Genomic DNA, 21512 nt, shown 5'->3' with positions numbered 1-21512 from the left:
ACATGAAAGTAGCACCTATAAAAACACCGGAAGTATTGAAGCGAATGTTCCCAAACTATGTTTGGGACATGCCTTCCGGGGAAAAAAACCTCTATCTCACCTTCGACGATGGCCCTACTCCGGAGATTACAGAGTGGACTTTGAACGTTCTCAAAGAGTTTGAAGCTAAAGCCACATTTTTCTGCATTGGGGACAACATCAAAAAATACCCTGAGATATTCCACAAAGTTTTAGAGGAAGGACATCGCATCGGCAACCACACCTTCAACCATCTTAAAGGATGGAAAACGGAAACCGAATACTATCTGGAAAACACATTAAAGGCCCAACAGATCATAGATATCGAAAGTGACCAACTTGGCCACAGCAAAACTTCTCTTTTAGCACCAAAATTATTCAGACCCCCCTACGGCAAAATAAAACCTTCGCAAACCGAGGTTTTGTTAGAGCATGGTTATAAAATTATCATGTGGGATGTGATTTCTTATGATTGGGACAAAGACATTTCCAAAGAACAATGTTTGGAATATGTAATTTCAAAAGCAAAAGATGGCAGCATTGTGGTGTTTCACGATAGCGTAAAGGCAAACAGAAATATGAGTTATGTGCTTCCAAAAGTTCTGGAGCACTTCAAACAACTGGGATACACTTTTAAATCCCTATAAAGATTTTTAAATAAATTCTTGAATAATACCGATAAGTGTATTGGCATCCTGCTCCCCACTGTGGCGCCACTTCATCTCACCGTTTTTATAGATGATTAAAGTAGGGAGACCTTTTACTCTAAGGGCATCGGCAAGCTCCTTATTTTTGTCAACATCAATTTTGATGACCTTGGCTTTATCTCCAAGGGCCGCAGCCACATCCCTAAGTACAGGATGCATGGCTATAGATGGTTCACTCCATTCTGTGAAAAAATCCAATAGAACCGGGATATCAACATCTATTAATTCCCCAAATTTTGACATACATAAACGTTTTAGGCCAAATCAGTTATACAAACCTACATATATTTTCCCAATTTAAACAATATCGTTTAAAAATTGTAAGGTTTCTACTAGTTTCTATCAATAAAAACAATCCGTTCTTATCATTTGTTAAACAATTTGCAAGTTTCTTAAAGAATCATCTGGGTTAAACTTAAGAAACCGTTCCCTTCTTCAGCTCAATAACGGTCACTTCTGGCCAAATGCCAGTACGCCCAGGAAATCCTAAATAACCAAATCCTCGGTTTACATTTATGTATTGACCCATTTGTTCATAAATACCTGCCCAATATTTATATCGCCATTTGGCAGGACTCCACTTCACCCAGCCCGGAATTTCTATCCCAAATTGCATGCCATGGGTATGACCACTCAAGGTTAAATGGTAATGATAGTCATCATGAACCACCACATCCTCCCAATGGGATGGATCATGACTCATCAATATTTTAAAGTCATTTTCTTCAACAGCTTCCACTGCTTTTTTAAGATCACCAGCCTTTTTAAACGGCCCTCTCCCCCAATTTTCAACTCCAACAAGTGCCAAACGCTGCCCATTTTTTTCTATAAAACGGCTTTCGTTCAACAACAAATCAAAGCCCATATCCTTTTGGATTTGCTTTAATTCTTCCAAATTGGCATGTTTGTCTGCTTCGGAATTCCATTCAACGTAATCCCCGTAATCATGATTTCCCAATACCGAATACACACCGTCCTTGGCTTCCAGTTGTCCAAACAGGTCCTTCCAATCATGCATTTCTTCGGCCTTGTTGTTCACCATATCACCGGTGAACAAAATCATGTCGCTCTCCTGCTTTTTGATAAGGTCAATACCATAGGCCACCTTGTTTCTGTCATCAAAACTTCCACTGTGCACATCGCTAATCTGAGTTATCCTATAGCCGTCAAAAGCTTCGGGAAGATCTTCAAAATGCAGCGTATATTTCAACACTCTATAATCATACTTCCCTTTATACATACCGTACAATAAGGATGAAAAAGGAATGGTTGCCAAACCAAGCGCCAACTGACTTACAAACTTTCGCCTAGAAGGAATATAAAGCGACTCTTTTCCTGAGGCGTATTTATCATATACTCCAAAAATCAGCCTCAAAATATCTTCACCCAAAAGAATAGGAACCACTACAATGTTAAAAGACATGAACACCAACAAAAACCCAAAGGCATAACTTTTGGACTGCGTCAATACACGCCCTTCAGGCCCAGCAACAAATTGGAAGATAAAGTTTCCTAAAACGAGGAGGGCGATGGCAATGAAGACATATTGCACCCAGTTATATTTAAAAATTGTTTTAATGGCCTGAAACCCATAAGCAGTCAACAGCGCATAAACAATCCCGAAAATAATCCAACGAACCATAATTCAAATTTGCTCAAAGATAACCTCATTTTAATGGTATTGCCACCCACGTAAGCATATTTAACTATACCTTAAGATTTTAGTGCTTTCAAGATGAACTATTTCATTAAAACCACTTAATGGTCATATTGATTAATTTCTGCTTAAAGGATGTATACGGAGGAAACAACAGTTCTATGGCTCCTGCAGTATGCTGTTTTAAAACCGCCCGCTGATTTGAAAACTCCTGAAACCCAAAATACCCATGACTTTTACCAATGCCACTGGTGTTACTCCCTCCAAACGGCAAATAATGGTTGGAATATTGCAGCACATTGGTATTAATGGCCGTACTTCCTGCTCTGGTATTCTTTAAAACTTGGTCAGTAAAGCGTTGGTTTTTACTGTAGATATACAGCGCCAAAGGTTTGGATTTAGCATTGACATATTCCAAAATATCCTCAACCGTATTATAGGTTTTAATAGGCAAAATAGGACCAAAAATCTCTTCCTGCAACAGACTAGCCTCGTCCGGCAAGTTGCTAACCACCGTGGGGGCGATATAGCAATCTTCCTTTATAGCTTCTCCACCAATATCAAACGTAGCCTTAAGACTCTTAGCTTCTTCCAAATGCCCAACCAACCTTTCAAAATGTTTTCCGTTCACCACTCTACAATAAGCCGATGATTCCTGTGGATTCTTTGTATAAAATGATTCCAATTGGAGTTTTAAGGCCTCAATAAAAGCAGCTTTTACCGATTCTTTGACCAAAACATAATCTGGCGATAAACAAATTTGTCCGTTGTTAATGAACTTTCCCCAAGCAATCCTTTTGGCTGCCAGTTTTAGGTTGGCCGTGTCATCAATAATTGTGGGCGATTTCCCTCCCAATTCCAAGGTAACCGACGTTAAATGTTCTGAAGCAGCTTTCATGACCAACTTTCCTACCCCCGGTGACCCCGTAAAAAAGATATGGTTGAATGGTAATTTTAGTAATTCCTGAGACACTTCAACATCTCCCTGCACTAAAGCAACTTCTTCCTCCAAAAATAAATCTGCAATAATCGCTTCCATCACTTGCGAAATATGCGGTGTCATTTCCGAAGGTTTTAAAACCACCGTATTCCCCGCTGCAATAGCGGATACCAACGGCCCAAACGTAAGATTCAAAGGGAAGTTCCAAGGCGCCATAATCAAACAGACACCTTTTGGTTCATGTTGGTACCATGAGGACGTCCCCAACAAAGCCATTGGTGTTTCCACTTTTTGAGGTTTGAGCCACTGTTTTAAATGCTTGCAAGCAAACTTAATTTCACTTACCACTGGATAGATTTCTGTAAGATCGGTTTCAGCAAAGGGCTTTTTAAAATCATTGTACAAAGCCTTTTGAATAGCTTCTCTGTAGGTATACTCAAGAGCGTTCTGTAGCTTTTTCAGTTTTTGAATTCGGGTTTTGTAATTGGTATTTCCTATGTGGAATTGATTTGCATTTTGCTTCTCAAACAAGGGCTTGTACTTGTTGATTATGTTTTGTGACATAGAAATCTTTCTTAAATAGTGTGTTGAATATCATCAATATGCATTTCATCGATGTTTTTGGTGTGCCATTTCAGATAATCCATTTATCGACGTTTTTCATCTAATTAATTTACTGTAACCGTATCAGTTATGTTTCTTTGACTTGCAATACAAACAAAAACTCCTTTTAGGTCATGAAAAAAGTTATCGCATTTTTAGTATTAGGATTTCTTCCAATCCTTTTAATTGGACAAAACAATACTACTGAAAACTTAAAACAAGATACTAAAATAATTGTGGAAACTTCGGCCAGTAAAACCGAAAACAACAAGGACATTAAAGACAATACTGAACTAAAATCTACTATTAAAATGCAGGTTTTAGATCTAAATTATAAAAAAAGTAATGATATCATTAGCGTAAAAGCTTACAAGAAAAGCCTCCAAATCAAGGCAAAGACCATCAAGCTTTGCTAATGCATTACCCGCCAAAAAGGAAAACCCGAAGTTTACGCTTCGGTTTTTTTATGCAATAAACGCAACCCACATTTCTATTCGGCTCTAACTTTTCGTAGTTTTGAAGTTCTTTCAAAAACAAATACATGTCAGCACCTAAACGTCTTTTTTTAGTCGATGCCTACGCCCTTATTTTTAGAGGGTACTATGCTTTTATCAAAAACCCCAGAATCAATTCAAAAGGAGTAGACACCTCTGCAATCCTAGGCTTTATGAATTCCTTATTGGATGTCATCAAACGGGAACGCCCAGACCACTTGGCCGTATGTTTTGATAAAGGTGGTAGTGCCGACCGTGTTGAAATGTTTGAAGCCTACAAAGCTAACCGTGACGAAACTCCTGAAGCCATTAGAATTGCAGTGCCTTATATACATGACATTCTTAAATCCATGCATATTCCCATCATGGAGAAAGAAGGCTATGAAGCCGATGATATTATAGGAACTCTTTCCAAACAAGCCGAAAAACAAGGCTACCAAACGTTTATGGTAACCCCAGATAAAGACTTTGCTCAATTGGTATCGGACAATATTTTTATGTACCGTCCCGTATTTGGCGGCGGTTATGAAACTTGGGGCATCCCTGAGGTAAAGGATAAATTTGAAGTAGAAGACCCGCTTCAGGTCATTGACTTTTTAGGAATGATGGGAGATTCTTCAGACAATATCCCAGGGCTTCCCGGTGTTGGAGAAAAAACAGCCAAGAAGTTTTTAAAACAGTTTGGCAGCATGGAAAAGCTCTTGGACAGCACCCACGAGCTTAAAGGAAAAATGAAGGAAAAAATTGAGGCGAACAAAGAACTGGGCTTAATGTCGAAAAAACTAGCAACCATCATACTGGATGTTCCTGTTGAATTTTGTGAGACCGATTTTGAAATGTCCGAACCCGACATTGAGGGTGTTAAAGCTATTTTCCAAGAACTGGAATTTAGAAGACTTATCGACAATTTTGTAAAGACTTTTGCTCCCCAAGAAGACACCGCTTCTGCTGACGGCCAAACAGAAGGCAAGACTTCCTCTGAAACCTCATCCAAACAAACTACGGCTGGAGCAGGTCAATTTTCTCTTTTTGGTGACAACTCCAATGCTCCTACTACAACCACAGAATTTACTAGAAACACATCAATCTCTACCTCTCACTTTTACCAAAGCACCAATAGTCCTTTGGCCATAAAGTTATTAATCAAAAACTTGATGCAACAAACTTCAGTATGTTTCGATACCGAAACTACCAGCATCAATCCTTTGACGGCAGAGTTGGTGGGAATAGCATTTTCATGGGAAGTAGGTAAAGGCTTTTATGTACCTTTTCCGGAAGACCGAGGTGAAGCCCAAACATTGATTGAACAGTTCCGAGAGTTTTTTGAAAGTGACACTATTGAAAAAATAGGACAGAACCTTAAATACGACATTAAGGTTTTGGCCAAATACAACATACAGGTAAAAGGCAAACTGTTCGATACCATGTTGGCACATTACCTCATCAACCCAGACATGCGTCACAACATGGACGTGTTGGCAGAAACCTATCTTAACTACACCCCTATTTCCATTGAAAGTCTTATAGGAAAAAAGGGAAAGAACCAATTATCCATGCGCCAGGTAGCTTTGGACAAACAAACCGAATATGCTGTAGAAGATGCCGATATTACCCTGCAACTAAAAGAACACTTCGCCAAAGAATTAGGAGCTGCTAACACGCAAGCCCTCTTCGATGACATTGAAGTGCCACTTTTACGAGTTTTGGCCGCCATGGAATTGGAAGGCATTAACCTAGACCAAGATTTTCTGAAGCAACTTTCGGAAGCTCTTAATAAGGACATCGCTGATCTTGAACAAAAAATATACACAGAAGCTGGAGAAGAATTCAACATTGCTTCTCCAAAACAATTGGGAGACATTCTATTTGATAAGTTAAAATTGGTAGACAAACCTAAAAAAACCAAAACAGGTCAGTATGCCACTTCCGAAGATATTTTGTCTTATCTCGCCAAAGACCATGAAATCATTCAACATATTTTGGATTTTCGCGGCCTAAGCAAATTAAAAAGCACCTATGTAGATGCCCTGCCTCAACAGGTAGAACCTTCCACGGGAAGAGTGCATACGGATTATATGCAAACCGTAGCCGCCACTGGACGCTTAAGTAGCAACAACCCCAATCTACAAAACATTCCAATCCGTACCGAGCGCGGAAGGCAGGTTCGAAAAGCCTTTATTCCACGCAATGAAGACTATACCCTTCTGGCTGCTGATTATTCTCAAATAGAATTGCGAATCATTGCGGCTTTAAGCAAAGAAGAAACCATGATCAACGCTTTTAAACATGGTGAAGATATTCACGCTTCCACAGCTTCAAAAGTCTTTAATGTACCTATTGAGGAAGTAACCAGAGAACAACGTAGCAATGCAAAAACTGTCAACTTTGGAATAATTTATGGCGTGTCGGCCTTTGGACTGAGCAACCAAACCGATCTTTCTAGAAGCGAAGCCAAGGAACTTATTGACACCTATTATGCTACCTATCCTAAATTAAAAAGCTACATAAGCGAACAAGTTGATTTTGCTAGGGACCATGGCTATGTACAAACCGTTTTAGGGAGACGCCGCTACCTAAAGGACATCAATTCAAGAAATGCTGTAGTGCGTGGCGCAGCCGAACGTAATGCTGTGAATGCCCCTATACAAGGCAGTGCTGCCGACATTATTAAAATTGCTATGATTAATATTTACAAGAAATTGGAAGAAGGCAATTATAAAACAAAAATGTTGCTACAAGTACATGATGAATTGGTATTTGATGTTTACAAACCAGAATTGGAAACCATTAAAACCTTGGTAAAAACAGAAATGGAAAGTGCCTACACTCTAGAAGTCCCGTTGGATGTAGAGCTGGATACTGGAGATAACTGGCTGGAAGCCCATTAACACAAAAAAGCTATCGAAATTCGATAGCTTTTTTCTTTTTACCCTACAGATATTCTATCCCAATTCCTTTGCAACGAGATAGTAAAATGCAGGTCTGTTTTTATTTTTAAATTCAGACATCGTTTCGGCCACTTTGGTAATAGCCGCCATCGCCTTGTCCTTATCGGTGATCCCCAACTTCTTTTCAACAAAATTCCTACGCACCGTTTCCAACTCCGAAGGGTCTTGGGCTGCTACCAAGGAGGCATCATGGTTGTCGACCATGGTTTTTAAACTATTTACGTAACCGTCCAATTGGGCATGGTCAATATCACTTACACCACATTTGTTCAATTGGCCCACAGCAATTTCTTTAAGCTCTGACAATTTTGCTTCTACGTCATTCATGTTCTTAAAATTTTATGATTAATAATTGATTTTCAAATAGATGCATTAAATTAAACAATTTAAAGCACATTACCTCACTCTCATTTCATCTATTTTTTAACCCTTTTAAATTATTAACTTTTGCTTAACGAACAGAGCTTATTATTTCAACAAAATTTTGATCCAACAATTAAGAAATAGACCTAATAATCTCAGTATTAAACTTTTTTGTAAATTATGGAACATTAAGTCAACCCTTACCTTAACCATCCAAAACTCAAAACAACTATGGAAAGTTTAATCAATATTGGCCTGAGCATTATTGCCTCCTTAATTATGCTAGGTTTTGGTTATATCATTGGGCGTATTAGGGAACGAAAAAAACAACAGGGGACACCTCTTGAAGATTACCCATTCTACCCCTTTAAGGTAAACGAAAACCATATCTTGAGTTTCGACCTAGATCTGTTTAACCAAGCCGTAACCGAACTCCTCAAAACAAGCAATCACCAAGCAGGACGACAATTAGTACTTATTGGGGAACAGAACAATGTGAAGCATCTATTGAAAACCCCTCAAAGAAAAAAATACATCAAGCTCTATAAAAAATATAAGGGAGACCAAATTTTGGACGAATCTGTTAATTACCTAAAAAACTATAAACGCATCGTACAACATATTGGGGATAGTTTCCCTGATTCTGGTATCGAAATATTGCTTCATAACCTCACCAATCCATCCAAGGCCCTTTATTACATAAAAAACAATGTTACGGGGCGCAATATAGAGGCCCCTGCCACCAATTTGGTACTCGACTTAAAGCGACGGAATTCCCAAAATGAAGATAAAATCAATTACGAACTCAATATAGGAGCCCGAAAATTTAAATGTACCACCATACCAATCTATAAAGAAAAAGATGGTCTGGTTGGTGCCATTTGTATAAATATTGACTATAACTACATTAATGACGAAGTGAGACGCAACCCACAATTAATGAACTCCTTTCTAGATTCACTCATAAAAACGGACATGGTCCTTAACGAGAATATTTTAAGCAAGTCTGAATTTCAAAAAGCGCAAGAGGGCAAACGCCATTTCCGAGACTTTTAAAACTGTACCTCAGCATCTTATATTTTAGTATCTTTATAAGACACTAAGCTTTCGACCATGGCCAATGTAAAAACTCCTGTGGTTACCTACACAGGCATCAACCAACAGATTGAACATCCAGATCTGGATGCGACTCTTTTAGAATGCTCTATCAACAACCAAATTCCGCATATGCACGAATGTGGCGGCAATGGTCTGTGCACCACCTGCCGCATTAGGGTTTTGGACGGCCTGCATAACCTGAGTCCCAGAACTCTCAAAGAACAGGAAGTGGCCAGCATACGGAAATGGGATCCCTCCATTAGATTGGCCTGTCAATGTTACCCCAAAGGCGATGTTAGCATCCAACGCTTGGTTTGGACCAGTGCCGAAGTCAATAAATTACAATTGGAAACCGTACCCGAGGGGTCTGCAGAAGAACGTGCCATTGCTATTTTGTTCTGCGACATTAGAGGTTTTACTAAAATGGCTTCGGAAAACAGTAGCTTTGATATTGCCCATATTCTTAATCGGTTTTATACCGTTTTGGGAGATCCTATCCTAATCAACAATGGTGTTATTTACCAATATGCCGGTGACGAAATCATTGGGCTTTTTGGAGTTTCCGGAGGACTTCGAAACAAAAATTGTCAAGATGCGGTTAGAGCTGCCCTAGGTATGCAATATGCCATAGAGCGATTAAACCGCATAGAATTAGTCGATTTTAATGTCACTATTAAACTGGGCATAGGCATTAATTTTGGTAAGGCTTATATAGGTCACTTGGGCCACCCCAAACACAAGCAATTTGCTGTGGTTGGTGATCCAGTTAATACCGCTAGTCGTATTCAATCTTTCAACAAAACAGCACAGACCAATATCCTAATCTCTGAATCTATTTATAAGGGATTACCCGAAGGGACTTTGGAAACAGGACAGACTTTCAGTCCACAAATGGATGGTCATGAACATCAAACCAAACTTTACGAATTAAAAGGGTTCAAAGAGATGGATATTCAGCTTGAGCTGCAGCGTTCCCTTGATTATATCCTTCGCAACGAGGAGGCCTTTGCCAGTAAATTTTACAACCGAGTATTTGAAAAAGCTCCTGAAGCCCGAGCCCTTTTTAAAAACAATATGGCCTCCCAAGGACGGTTGCTCACGCATATGCTAGGAGGAATCGTGTATTCTATGAGCCGCCCAGAACACCTTACCTTAGGCCTAAAAATGTTAGGTGAAAGTCATGCTCGTTATGGTGTAAATAAAACCCATTACCCCGTGGTGCTATCCTCGCTTTTGGAAACCATTGAAGAGGAACTAGGCGATTACAGCAGTGGACAATTGCTAAAAGCTTGGGAACAGGCGCTGACTATTATAACTACAGAAATGAAGAAATATGCTTAAGTAGCATCCCAAAAAATTGGACATGGTTGATATACAAAACTATTTACATTGCTTTTATAATATATAAAAACTCCCAGTATTTCTTCTTACAAACCCTGCTTTATACTCTAATTTATCTAGGCTTTTAAGTATCTTTATACCACAACTTCATAATTAAATAATACTTTAAAAGACCTATACAAATGACGGATCTTCAAATATCGCAAAGCGTCGCCCCAAAGCATATTCGCGACATTGCAGCTACCCTGGACATCAACGAATCACAACTGGATTATTATGGATCAGATAAGGCTAAACTTCCTTTGGACCTTATTGACCAAAACAAGGTAGACCAAAGCAATTTGGTTTTAGTTACCGCAATTACTCCAACCCCCGCCGGAGAAGGTAAAACTACCACGTCGATTGGCTTGGCGGATGGACTAAGTAAAATTGGTAAAAAGACAGTAACAGTATTACGTGAACCCAGTTTAGGACCTGTTTTTGGAATTAAAGGAGGGGCAGCCGGAGGGGGCTGGAGTCAGGTAATACCCATGGTAGACATCAACCTTCACTTTACAGGTGACTTCCACGCCATAGAAAAAGCCAATAATCTCTTGGCTGCCTTAATAGACAACAACATCCAAAGTAAAACCAGAAGTTTAGGCATTGACCCAAGAACAGTACTTTGGAAACGCTGTATGGATATGAATGACCGTGCACTTCGTAATATCGTTGGGGCTTTAGGCGGCAAAGCAGGAGGTGTTCCTCGCGAAACAGGCTTCAATATCACTGCTGCCTCCGAAATTATGGCCATCCTTTGTATGAGTACTAGCTTGGAGGACCTTACGGAACGTATGGGGAATATTTACATAGGGGACACCTGGGAAGGAAAGCCTGTGTTTGCTAGAGACCTCAACGCCCACGGCGCCATGGCCGTTTTAATGAAAGACGCCATTAAACCAAATTTGGTTCAGACTTTAGAAGGAACCCCTGCCATTATACACGGTGGCCCATTTGCTAACATAGCTCAAGGGACCAACTCGATACTTGCCACAAAAATGGGAATGAGCCTTGCCGATTATGTAGTAACCGAAGCTGGTTTTGGTGCCGATCTTGGGGCTGAGAAATTTATAAACATTAAATGTCGAAACGCAGGTCTTTCGCCTAAAGCCGTTGTCTTGGTTGCAACTATTAGAGCCCTAAAATATCACGGAGGAAAACCCTTATCGGAATTGACACAAGAAGACACAAAAGCTCTTGCCAAAGGACTACCTAATTTGGAACGCCACGTGGATAGTTTGAAAAGCTTTGGGGTACCTGTGGTAATTTCTATAAATGCTTTTGATAGTGATACCGAAGCTGAAAAACAATTGCTTTTTGAACACTGTGAAAAAATGGGTGTCCCGGTAGCCTTAAGCTATGGATGGGCCAAAGGAGGTGACGGCTGTACGGATTTAGCCAAACTAGTGGTTGAAGCAACCGAAAACTGCACCGAAAAAATTAAGCACACCTACGAGTTATCAGATTCCATAAGAACCAAAATGGAAAAAATCACCCGTACCATTTACGGAGCCAAACATGTCATTCTTTCCAATAAAGCCTTGAATCAGATGAAACGCTTTGAAGCACTAGGTTTTGGAGACCTTCCGGTGTGTATGGCTAAAACTCAAAAAAGTTTGAGTGATGACGAAAAGAAACTGGGCCGCCCGGAAAACTTCGATATCAATATTAGAGAATTTGAAGTTGCTTCAGGAGCAGGATTTATCATTCCTATTGCAGGTGCTATTTTAAGAATGCCTGGACTCCCTGCCACTCCTTCAGCGGAACATATTACCATTGATGCTGACGGTACTATTGAAGGCCTTTTTTAAGTCCCTTTCTTTATAATTAAAAAGCCCAAATCCATCATTTGGGCTTTTCTATATAAAAACGTCAAGAATCAACTGAACCATTTATTGCGTATCTTGTTAGTACCAAAATAAACACGGTTACCATAACTGAAAAATCATGAAAAATACAAGAATATATAAAATGGCTTTTGCTAGTGTCTATCCTCATTATATTGCCAAAGCAGAAAAAAAAGGTCGTACTAAAGAAGAAGTGGATACCATTATTTGTTGGCTTACGGGTTATGATGAGACGGAACTGCAACAACAAATAGACACCCAAGCCGATTTTGAGACCTTTTTTGCAGAAGCTCCTGAAATCAACCCCAATGCGTCAAAAATTACAGGTGTTATTTGTGGTTACCGTGTGGAAGAAATTGAAGAAGATTTGATGCAACAAATTAGGTATTTGGACAAACTTATTGACGAATTGGCCAAAGGAAGAGCCATGGAAAAGATTTTGAGAACTTAATTAAGATTCTTCTGCTTTATATAAAGTAAAAAAAGCTCCAAGACATCTTGGAGCTTTTTTAAAAACAAATCACAGTCTAAACAGGATTATTAACCATACTACTTGATCCTGCTTATCTTTATTAAAACAACTAACTTTTAATGCGCTATAAGCTTTACGGTTTTAGAACCATCCTGAGCTTTTACTGTTACAATCCAAAGACCATTGGCAATATCTATTGCTGTGTCTTGATTCGTTTCAAACTCATGTACCAAGGCACCTGTTAAAGCATACACTTTTACCTGAGTTGCAGAAGACACATTGGAAATAAATAACTGCTGACGGTAAGCACTTACTGTAACCGAAGTTTCCATACTACTATCACCAATCCCCAATTCACCGTCTAATTCCGGAAAAGGGTCCCAACCATCATCTCCTTGGGTAAAATTAAGAGTATTGATGGCGGTACCATCAGTCAATTCTGCAGTGGTCAACACAGTAGACCAAGACGCACGGTTCTCGGAATTATCTACTCCTTCAGCATTTTCAATAGTACCATATTCATACATCATGGACGACTCTCCTCCCAAACTACTGGTCCAGCCTGCTGGTGCAATCAGGGACAAGCCTTCTGATCCTGGATATGTTGACTCGTCAATAGTCGTATTGTAGAACACCACTTCACTGGTATTCGGTGCCCAAGGACGTCCAAAATACCCCGGTTTAGAACCATAAGCAGAAGCCGTCTCCACCCCTGGTACTGGCGATACTACATGGCATTCATACATTAAAAACCCTCTTCCACTAGTTTGTTGTGCTGCCGTGATATAAGCTGCATCGTTACTGGAATCACTGGTATTTAATACTAAATCGGTTTGGTAAAACACAGCGGTCATTCCTCCAAACAGATAATCTACAGCTCCCATCATAGCACCCTTGTAAATGGCGACACGCGCTCCGGATGCTCCATAGAAAGAATCCTGGCGACCAATAACGCGGCAATTGTTCAAAATTATTCTATCGGCACTATTGGCAATACCGATAGCAGCAGCCTGGGTTACAAAACCAGCCGAACGATCCTGAACACTTGTGTTTCCATAATCGGTTGGACGAGTTGGTTCACTTGGCGCTTTGGCCAATACCGTATCTTCCGATTCCTTTTGAGAAATATATTGGTTAAAAGAGTTTTCCAGAATGATGTTTTCAAAAGTCACATCCTCCGCAGTAATCACTACAGTAGCATTCCAATAGGAACTTCCACCTCCAGTGCCTTCTTGATTGACATAATTGGTATAACCATTTTCAGTATTTACCGCCAAAGCTTCTGCACTCCATTTATTGTCTGTTCCCTGACTAAAGAAGTTGTACTTCTGTCCATAATAAGACGTAATACGAACCGCATCGGTATCTATATCCACACCTTCGTTCAAAATTGCAATACTTGGAGTAGATGAGGCATTCTTTAAAGTAACATTAGGACTTGAAACCACCAACATCTCTTCATAATTTCCTGGGTCGATTACAATAGTTACCAATTCGTTGTTTGGACGTTCCATATTTTCAACAGCATCCAAAGCTCCGTTAATGGTTTGGTAATCCTTGTCAATACCCACCGTAATTACAGCAGTATAAGCTACAATATCCACCACTTTAATAGAGCGGAAATAAGAAGTTCCACCTACCGAAATAGTCACCGTACCATCGACCATGCCCTCATATACATATTCTGAAACCACACTGGAGCTTGTACTTCCAGAGGTATTGGCTACTACATCGCCATCTTCAATGGTATAATTAGATTGGTAGTAATCGGTTACAATCATTTTTTGACCAACCGCAATTGGCACTGCAATAGTCGCTCCAGTAGAGGCTACCAAGTCTGGTGGACTGTGATCACCTCTAACGTTCACACTTCCTGAAAACATCAGTCCTTTATATGCTACAGCATTGGAAATGACTTTATCATCGAATAGCCATTCGCTTACAGGGTCAAAAGAAAGTTCCTTAGTAGTATCGGCTCCATCAATAGTTACATTGGAAGTTAAGGCTAATTCAATTGGATAGGCGTCCAATCCATCGTACGTAATACTATAAACCCCATCACGTAAAGCTACAGTAGTAACATCGGCAAAAGTATAGGTATAGCCTTCTTCATTATTATTGGTAAAGGTTAAACTCAAAGCACTCATTTGCTCAGCATCCAAATCTGGAGCAGTAATGGTTACGTTATATACTGGCTTTAAAGTGAAATTGACATCGGAAGTAGCAGCTGCAGTTTCTATAGTTATGGTGTTATCCAAAATCTCATAGTCGTTAACCCCTTCTGCAGAAATGGTATATTCTAAATCGGCTTCAAGATTTACCGTATAGGTCATTGCTTCAGCATCTACCGTAACTATTGGTTGGTAAATAGTTTCCACCAAAGGATCTGGAGTGAAATGCAATTCAAGGTTAGAAAGATCTGATAATCCAGTGATAGTACCACTTAAATTGTATAAATCTACTTGTAACACCGTAATGTCATGCGTAGTGCTTTCCTCTGTTACCTCAACAGTGTCTCCGTTGGTAATAACATACCCATTGGCGCCCCCTAGACTTAAGGCATAAGTATAAGGTGCAGGCACCTCGATGCTGTAAGTTCCATCGGTCACCAAAGCTTCATACATTTTACCAGCTTCGTTAGTATACTGTACAGTATATCCTTCAGGAATTCCAGGTGCTTCAGTAGCATCTACCGTTCCTGTAATGGTGATGTAATTGGCGGCTTTTCTTAAAACCCTAAAATAACTTGGCTTTCCAATATTGTCATACACATGGTATTCTCCCGCATATTTGGCTACGAATTGCAATTCTACCTCCGCGGCAGGCATTTCCACTTCATCTTTTTGGGCAGCCGGATCGGAGGCGTATTCAAAATTGATATTTCCGCCCGAATCTGTTCTGGCATGAATGGTTACTTCATCATCTTCCTGTAAATTAAGCGTCAAGTAACGATTCGTATTAGCTCCAGAATTAACGTATACTCTTCCGGTAAAATTAGTGGAACTGGCAATATTTTCATCCCAACGGGTAATATTGGTATTGGTAGTTCTCAAGCGATCGCTGGTACCATTGGTAACATAGCCCAAATCGCCAGCTGAAAATGACGGTAGGTTTACCCCGCTTGTTCCTGGAGTTACACCATCATACCAAGCATTGATTACCTCCTCATTCAAATGATTATTATACAAAACCTCATCAAATTGCTCTGCGCCAAAATCCCAAACATCTGTCATAATGATAGACGCAGGAAGATTGGTCACCTGAATGGCAGGCGTATAAGCATTGGAGCCATTAAATGTAAAATATAAGGTAGTTGCCCCTCCAACATATGTAAACTCGTAGTAGCCTGTTTGGTCCTCCATTTCAGGGTAGGCATCCATATCAACGTCCATAACCCCCAAATCGTTACCTCCCAAGGTGGTTCCTCCACTCATGGTACCCGAGCTATACACCGATCCGTAAAAGCGAACCGTAGTATTGGTTCCCTCTACATCAATTTCCAAAGAGTTTCCCTCCTTAAAGGCCACCCCATAACCGGTGCTATGCCACTGAGATGTTGCCGCTTGGGTTCTTACCTTTCCATCAGGACTTGTGGTAGACGTTACGGGATCCCATTGTACTCCAGTATTGGTAAAAGTGGATTGGTCTCCCAAATTATAAATGAAATAAGGGTAAGTAACCTCTATAGCCGGAGTGTAAGCATTGGAACCACTAAATGTAAAATATAAGGTTCCCGCCCCTCCCGTATAACTATATTCATAATAGCCCGTTTGATCTGCCATTTCTGGATAGGCATCCATATCCACATCCAAAGTCCCTAAATCATTCCCTCCTAAGGAAGTACCGCCATCTAAGGTTCCTGCACTATAAACCGATCCGTAAAAACGGATGGTACAAGTACCCGTTACGTCTATTTCCAATGAATTCCCGTTTTGAAAGGCAATGCCATATCCAGCACTATGCCACAAACTTGTAGCAGCCTGGGTTCTTATGTTTCCATCTGGACTTGTAGTAGAAGTCACAGGATCCCACTGATTACCCGAATTGGTAAAAGTGGATTGGTCCCCTAAATTGTAGCTTGTCGTGGTTTGCCCCTGAACGGCAGCAACGACACATAAAAGGAACAGTTGCAAAAAAAGGTAATGTTTTTTCATGTAGTAACAATTTGTTCTAGTTAATTATCAAAAAACGCTAAGTCAATGCTGCACATTAACTCAGGACATTCTTCACCATCAATGGTAGGTTTAGATAAATCAATACGGGGAATCGATTACGCTTTTAAGAATGGGAATTACCATCTAAAATTAATGTAATCGATTACGTAAATATATTACAAAATTGTTATTATCAAAAAATATTACTTAAAAAAGTGTGAATTTCACATTTATGCTATTGCAAAAAAATCATTTTATTAATCTCAAATAAAAAACCCCAGGAATATCTCCTAGGGTTTTCAAAGATTTTCAAACTATTTTCTAACGCTTCATCAATCGGAAGCTTTCTGTTTGCCCATTAATTTGTAGCGTGCAAACATACATTCCTTTAGCGAGTCGGCTTAAATCTAAAGCGTATCTATTTGTCGCCTCCAACTGAGGATTATTTTGATAAGAATATACCTTTTGTCCCATTAGTGTAAACATATCGATAGAGACACTTCCATTAAGTTGTGAAGGTAATTCGATATAGCACATATCGTCTACAATGGTAGGATACACGTTTACTCCAATTGCGTTTAAGTCTTCAAGTCCCAGACCATCACAAGAGGACGAAATGTCTCCAGTATCCGTAATCTCAAGCGTTGCACCTGCCCCACAGCTTTCATTCCCAAGCACCTCAGCAACATCCTCTACCGCAATCACTGTATAGCTATAAGAAGGTGCCGTAACTGTTCCTACATTCGATTCGCCATTTAAGCAATTATCGAATACCAAAGACACTGTTCCCCCATCGGAGCTAGCATTTTGGTACACATTACCCACATTGGCAAAATCTGTATTCTCCACATAACAGGTAAGGTCATTGATACCTCCTCCCAATCCCAAAGCCGTAGAACTAGACACATCTGTATTGACATAACAGTTTAGAATATGTAACTCGGCATTTCTAGCTCGTGGCATCCTAGCTTTTACACCATCTGCCCAATAACAGTTCTGAAATGTCACACTATAATGTCCGTCAACAGGAGCATTGGTACTACTAGACCCCACCAAATTAGAAAATCTATGATCATTAGAGCCTCCTGGCCCTCCCGGAACAGCAGGTTTTAAATACGTAAACTTACACCAGGATACAGTAATATCATCTGAATTTCCTTTGATATCGAAATTGCCATCTACCCCATCCTGAAACTCACAATGGTCCACCCATAAATTGGTACAGCCGTCGGCTGTTAAATTATCACGCCCATCCACATCATAAGCACCTGGACCTTCAAAAATGAGGTTTCTAATTATAACATTGTTGGAGCCATTCTTTAAATTCAAAATCCCTGAACCCGATTGAGTCTGCGTGTTATTTACCAATTTTGCTCCTGGCAAACCAAGAATCGTTTTATCTGTTACCACCTCACTTATCCGCTGCCCTTCAGGAATAGTAATCGTCCCTGAGACTAAAATTACTTTAGGACCTGCCAACTTAATGTTTGCTTTTAAGTCGGTATAATTGGTAACGGTTACAGAGGTCGCATCACCCCCACCTGTAGCAGCAGCTCCAAACCCCTCGGGAGCAGCCATATAATAGTCCTGCCCCTTTACCTGCCACATTAGTGTCAACAGGGCTACACATAGTAAAAGTCTTTTCATAAGAATATCAGATTAAATTAGGAAACTACTACATTTTTAGAACTTCCAGAATAGACTGTTAGTCGCAATGTAATCGATTACCAAATTAGCGTATAAAAATGACTTCTCCAATAGTGTTATCCTGCCAACTGTGTTAAAATTAAAATTTCCAGTATGTTTTATTATTAGGTAGACAAAACAAAAATCAACTGTTGACTTCTGATTATTAATTGATTACATTTACATTAACTATTAAAATCAATTATTATGAATACTAAAGCAACCTATCTTGGCGTGATCTTATTCACCCTAGTTTCTTTCGGCTTGCAGGCCCAAGGCATCATGAAACCTCCTACTTCATTTTCTTCAGATTTACTCTCGACGCTGCATCCTGGAAATGATTTAGGAATTTCCTCTGATTTAAAAGACAAAATAGAGTCTGAAAACAGAAGTTATGTGGAGGATATAATTCAAATTGCCAGTGGTGATGACGATGACGACACCAAAATTAAAAAGCTGACGAACAGAAAAAATGAACGTGATGGCGTCCTTCAAAATGCTTTTGGAAACGACGATTTATTAAAATCGTATAAAAAGAAAATCAATAAGGAAATCAAACCTTTTAAACGGAAATACAAATTGGCCAAATGGGTTCTTTAACATTACATCCCTTGCCCCTTCAAGCAAGGGATTTTTAATTATATTATAAATAAAAAGGATTACCCTAAAGCATTGCTGCGCCATATTGGCAATTAGCTTTAAAATTTAGTAACATTATATAATTATGGCGGATTCCTAAAATCGGCATCCTTTAACCTCCCTATCAGCTTCGTCTTCTTAACCCTTTTTGTAAAATACATTCAAACACCTTCCTTTCCTACCTCCATGGGTATCAAAATTCTATTTTTGGTCTTACACCTATACTAATCACATAGAAATAAATTATTTAAAATTTAGTAACTTTATGTATATCAACATTTTATACATGTTTCAACATGAAGTTACGTTACTTTTTATTAGGGATACTTCTGATTTTTAGCTGTTCAAATGAGGATGATGAGAGTTGCACTTATGAAATTTCCTATTTTGAGGACTGCCAATGCACCTATGAGGAGCAATCCTGCTTACAAATTGCATTCATTTACAGAAATGAATTGGAACGACTAAGGGATATTTATGTTGCGAACGGAAACCAATGTGTATATGTTGAGAGCATACGTACTACAACAAGACAAAACTTGTCCGGGTACATCAAAAAAATTCCCGATGAATGTTTTGATACGGATTGGTTGCTATCAAATTAACCCACAAACCACTTCAGCATCAACACTCGCAACCTTTTATACTACCCTATACCCCTTACCAAACCAAGCTTGCAAGAATCTCCCTAATGATTGTTGAAAATCCTTTAGGATAGCGATAAAATTTTACTTAATTTAGTGATTACAAACCGTTTACAATTTAAGAAGCCCTATATCACACCATTCACGGTACATAAACTCGAACCTTATTTAAACATGTAATTAATGAGTTTAACTTAGAACTTTAAATTATGAATAAATTAACTTTATTATTAGTCTCTGCTCTTTTTTTTAGTGTAGCGAGTGTTTTCGGACAAGCTAGAAGCGAATTGAATTTTGGTTTTGTTGGTGCCAATTATGAAATCCCTATTCACCGGGATATCACCATTGCTCCAGGAGCTGGAACCAGTTTAGATTTTGACTGGTTGAACCTAGGGGTAAAGGGAAATTACTATTTCGACAATCTATTTGGTTTAACCGCCCCGGCATGGGACGTTTACGGAGGAGCTAACCTAGGGTATTCCGTTTATATGGGAAGTGGCCATGACGACAGCGACATTGATTTTGGGCTGCAAATTGGAGGCCGTTGGTTCTGGAACGACAAATGGGGTATCTATGCTGAAATAGCAGGAGGTAATGTTTCGGGCTTATCTCCCGGCATTGGCCTCACCGTCAAGTTGTAAACAAAACCGTTTACGAAACGCAAACAAAATGAAAGTATATATCAAAATAGCAGGGAGCCAATGGCTTCCTGCTATTTTGTTTCCTACCCATACAATGGAACACTAATTTCATCTATCACGCAATTGAAAAACTCCCAAAATTAAAACCATTTCGATTTTTATTAATTTCTAAAATCCCTTAAATTAGAGTCATACCAACCAACTCTTCAATTATGATTAGCAGATCTTTATTATCGTTTTGTTTCCTTGCTTTAACATTTGCGTACAGCATAGCCCAAACCACTATCCCTCCCCTACCGCCTTGCCCGGGTAATGGCAATTCAGGATTTGGCGGAGCAATTGGCTTAGGTGTTTATTTTCTTGACGGAACATACAACAATCTAATTTCTTGGAGCTTTGGATTAAATGGAGAGAGCGACAACTTTAATGATGTGTTGGTAATTTATATTGATACAGGCACACCTGGGCGATCAATAATCGACAATACTATAGATGACGATACTAATGGTTATACTATTGCAATTACCAATAGTAATATTAATAATTTGGGAAGCACCATTACATTCCCCAATGGCTTTGAAGCCACCCATGCAATAGCTGTAGATAGTGAATCCGGCGGCTTATGGTCAATCCCCAATTCAGGTACGATTGGAACTGGAGACCTAAATTATATTACTGATTTGAACGCTACAATTGACACCTCTTTAGATTTATATTTTGATTGGGAGGATTTAGGATTAAATACTGGAGACTCATTCAAATATGTTGGTCTATATGTAAGCCATTTGGGCGCCACCTCTGATGAAGGCTTCGGCGATGGCATTATAGAAGGCACTAGCGGTTCTGACGATGTTACATTCACAAGTTTTAGACACATCGGCTCATGCAATCTAACCCTTGAAACAGAAGACAAAAACAATAACAGATTTTCTGTCCATTACCACGATAGACAGCTAAGTTTAGATGGCTTTTATGAAAGTGTTTCCATCAAAGTATATGATGTAACAGGTAGAAACACTCATGCTAGCCAGCATAACATATATGGTTCAGAAACAATTCCTCTAAAGCTTGCCAAAAATCAATTACAGTTTGTAAAAATAGAAGGTCATTCTATCTCCAAAATTTTAAAGGTCATCCCAAACTGATTCCCTATATACAAATGAAACTCTATTCAAACAAAGACTTGATAAGTTGGCTTTATTGAAGAACTACAAACACCCC

Annotated in this window: 17 protein-coding genes; 11 read left to right on the top strand and 6 right to left on the bottom strand. The window is 39.4% G+C overall.

Going from position 1 to position 21512, the window contains the following annotated elements:
* The first annotated feature begins 2 nt into the window (after positions 1–2).
* On the top strand, positions 3–665 hold the full coding sequence (locus tag RBH95_RS03140) for a polysaccharide deacetylase family protein (RefSeq protein ID WP_307901281.1): 663 nt from the start codon (positions 3–5) through the stop codon (positions 663–665).
* Between the two features lie 6 nt (positions 666–671).
* On the opposite strand, the gene RBH95_RS03135 is transcribed toward RBH95_RS03140, so the two are convergent.
* From RBH95_RS03135 to RBH95_RS03125, 3 genes are all read right to left on the bottom strand, one after another.
* On the bottom strand, positions 672–968 hold the full coding sequence (locus tag RBH95_RS03135; protein ID WP_053976990.1) for a co-chaperone YbbN: 297 nt from the start codon (positions 966–968) through the stop codon (positions 672–674).
* A 172-nt stretch (positions 969–1140) separates the two neighbouring features.
* Positions 1141–2367 (bottom strand): metallophosphoesterase, encoded by a 1227-nt coding sequence (locus RBH95_RS03130; RefSeq protein ID WP_307901280.1) that lies wholly within the window; start codon positions 2365–2367, stop codon positions 1141–1143.
* 106 nt (positions 2368–2473) lie between these two features.
* Positions 2474–3886, bottom strand: coding sequence for an aldehyde dehydrogenase family protein (locus tag RBH95_RS03125; RefSeq protein WP_307901279.1), 1413 nt, complete (start codon positions 3884–3886; stop codon positions 2474–2476).
* A 173-nt stretch (positions 3887–4059) separates the two neighbouring features.
* On the opposite strand from RBH95_RS03125, the gene RBH95_RS03120 reads away from it, so the two are divergent.
* Together RBH95_RS03120 and polA are read left to right on the top strand one after the other, a co-directional pair.
* The gene (locus RBH95_RS03120) at positions 4060–4341 is read left to right on the top strand and encodes a hypothetical protein (protein WP_307901278.1); all 282 of its coding nucleotides are present in this window, start codon (positions 4060–4062) and stop codon (positions 4339–4341) included.
* 125 nt (positions 4342–4466) lie between these two features.
* Positions 4467–7307: a DNA polymerase I gene (polA, locus tag RBH95_RS03115; RefSeq protein WP_307901277.1), complete on the top strand. Its 2841-nt coding sequence runs from the start codon at positions 4467–4469 to the stop codon at positions 7305–7307.
* Positions 7308–7361: 54 nt separating this feature from the next.
* On the opposite strand, the gene RBH95_RS03110 is transcribed toward polA, so the two are convergent.
* Positions 7362–7694, bottom strand: a complete 333-nt coding sequence (locus RBH95_RS03110) for a DUF2853 family protein (protein WP_307901276.1) — start codon at positions 7692–7694, stop codon at positions 7362–7364.
* Positions 7695–7961: 267 nt separating this feature from the next.
* Here RBH95_RS03110 and RBH95_RS03105 point away from each other — a divergent pair, with 267 nt between their 5' ends.
* From RBH95_RS03105 to RBH95_RS03090, 4 genes are all read left to right on the top strand, one after another.
* Complete coding sequence (locus RBH95_RS03105; protein WP_307901275.1) at positions 7962–8786, top strand: PAS domain-containing protein; 825 nt, start codon at positions 7962–7964, stop codon at positions 8784–8786.
* 57 nt (positions 8787–8843) lie between these two features.
* Entirely contained in the window at positions 8844–10169 is a 1326-nt protein-coding gene (locus RBH95_RS03100; RefSeq protein ID WP_307901274.1) for an adenylate/guanylate cyclase domain-containing protein, read from the top strand.
* 182 nt (positions 10170–10351) lie between these two features.
* Positions 10352–12019 carry a formate--tetrahydrofolate ligase gene (locus RBH95_RS03095; RefSeq protein WP_307901273.1) on the top strand — a complete coding sequence of 556 codons (1668 nt, stop codon included), beginning with the start codon at positions 10352–10354 and terminating at the stop codon, positions 12017–12019.
* 136 nt (positions 12020–12155) lie between these two features.
* The gene (locus tag RBH95_RS03090) at positions 12156–12506 is read left to right on the top strand and encodes a DUF2200 domain-containing protein (protein ID WP_307901272.1); all 351 of its coding nucleotides are present in this window, start codon (positions 12156–12158) and stop codon (positions 12504–12506) included.
* 137 nt (positions 12507–12643) lie between these two features.
* Here the strand turns inward: RBH95_RS03090 and RBH95_RS03085 are convergent, their stop codons facing one another.
* Both RBH95_RS03085 and RBH95_RS03080 read right to left on the bottom strand, forming a co-directional pair.
* Positions 12644–16681 carry a pectinesterase family protein gene (locus tag RBH95_RS03085; RefSeq protein WP_307901271.1) on the bottom strand — a complete coding sequence of 1346 codons (4038 nt, stop codon included), beginning with the start codon at positions 16679–16681 and terminating at the stop codon, positions 12644–12646.
* Positions 16682–17002: 321 nt separating this feature from the next.
* Positions 17003–18328 (bottom strand): T9SS type A sorting domain-containing protein, encoded by a 1326-nt coding sequence (locus tag RBH95_RS03080; protein ID WP_307901270.1) that lies wholly within the window; start codon positions 18326–18328, stop codon positions 17003–17005.
* 246 nt (positions 18329–18574) lie between these two features.
* On the opposite strand from RBH95_RS03080, the gene RBH95_RS03075 reads away from it, so the two are divergent.
* The 4 genes from RBH95_RS03075 to RBH95_RS03060 all read left to right on the top strand — a co-directional run bounded on the left by RBH95_RS03075 (position 18575) and on the right by RBH95_RS03060 (position 21436).
* Positions 18575–18967, top strand: coding sequence for a hypothetical protein (locus RBH95_RS03075; protein ID WP_307901269.1), 393 nt, complete (start codon positions 18575–18577; stop codon positions 18965–18967).
* A 335-nt stretch (positions 18968–19302) separates the two neighbouring features.
* Complete coding sequence (locus RBH95_RS03070) at positions 19303–19611, top strand: hypothetical protein (RefSeq protein ID WP_307901268.1); 309 nt, start codon at positions 19303–19305, stop codon at positions 19609–19611.
* Positions 19612–19859: 248 nt separating this feature from the next.
* Complete coding sequence (locus tag RBH95_RS03065; RefSeq protein WP_307901267.1) at positions 19860–20291, top strand: hypothetical protein; 432 nt, start codon at positions 19860–19862, stop codon at positions 20289–20291.
* Between the two features lie 212 nt (positions 20292–20503).
* Entirely contained in the window at positions 20504–21436 is a 933-nt protein-coding gene (locus RBH95_RS03060) for a hypothetical protein (protein WP_307901266.1), read from the top strand.
* The last annotated feature ends 76 nt before the right edge of the window (positions 21437–21512 follow it).

The sequence above is a fragment of the Mangrovimonas sp. YM274 genome, assembly GCF_030908385.1.
Classification (GTDB): Bacteria; Bacteroidota; Bacteroidia; order Flavobacteriales; family Flavobacteriaceae; genus Mangrovimonas_A.
The sequence above is the reverse complement of the archived record's forward strand: the minus strand, read 5'-3'. Positions and strand labels throughout refer to the sequence as shown.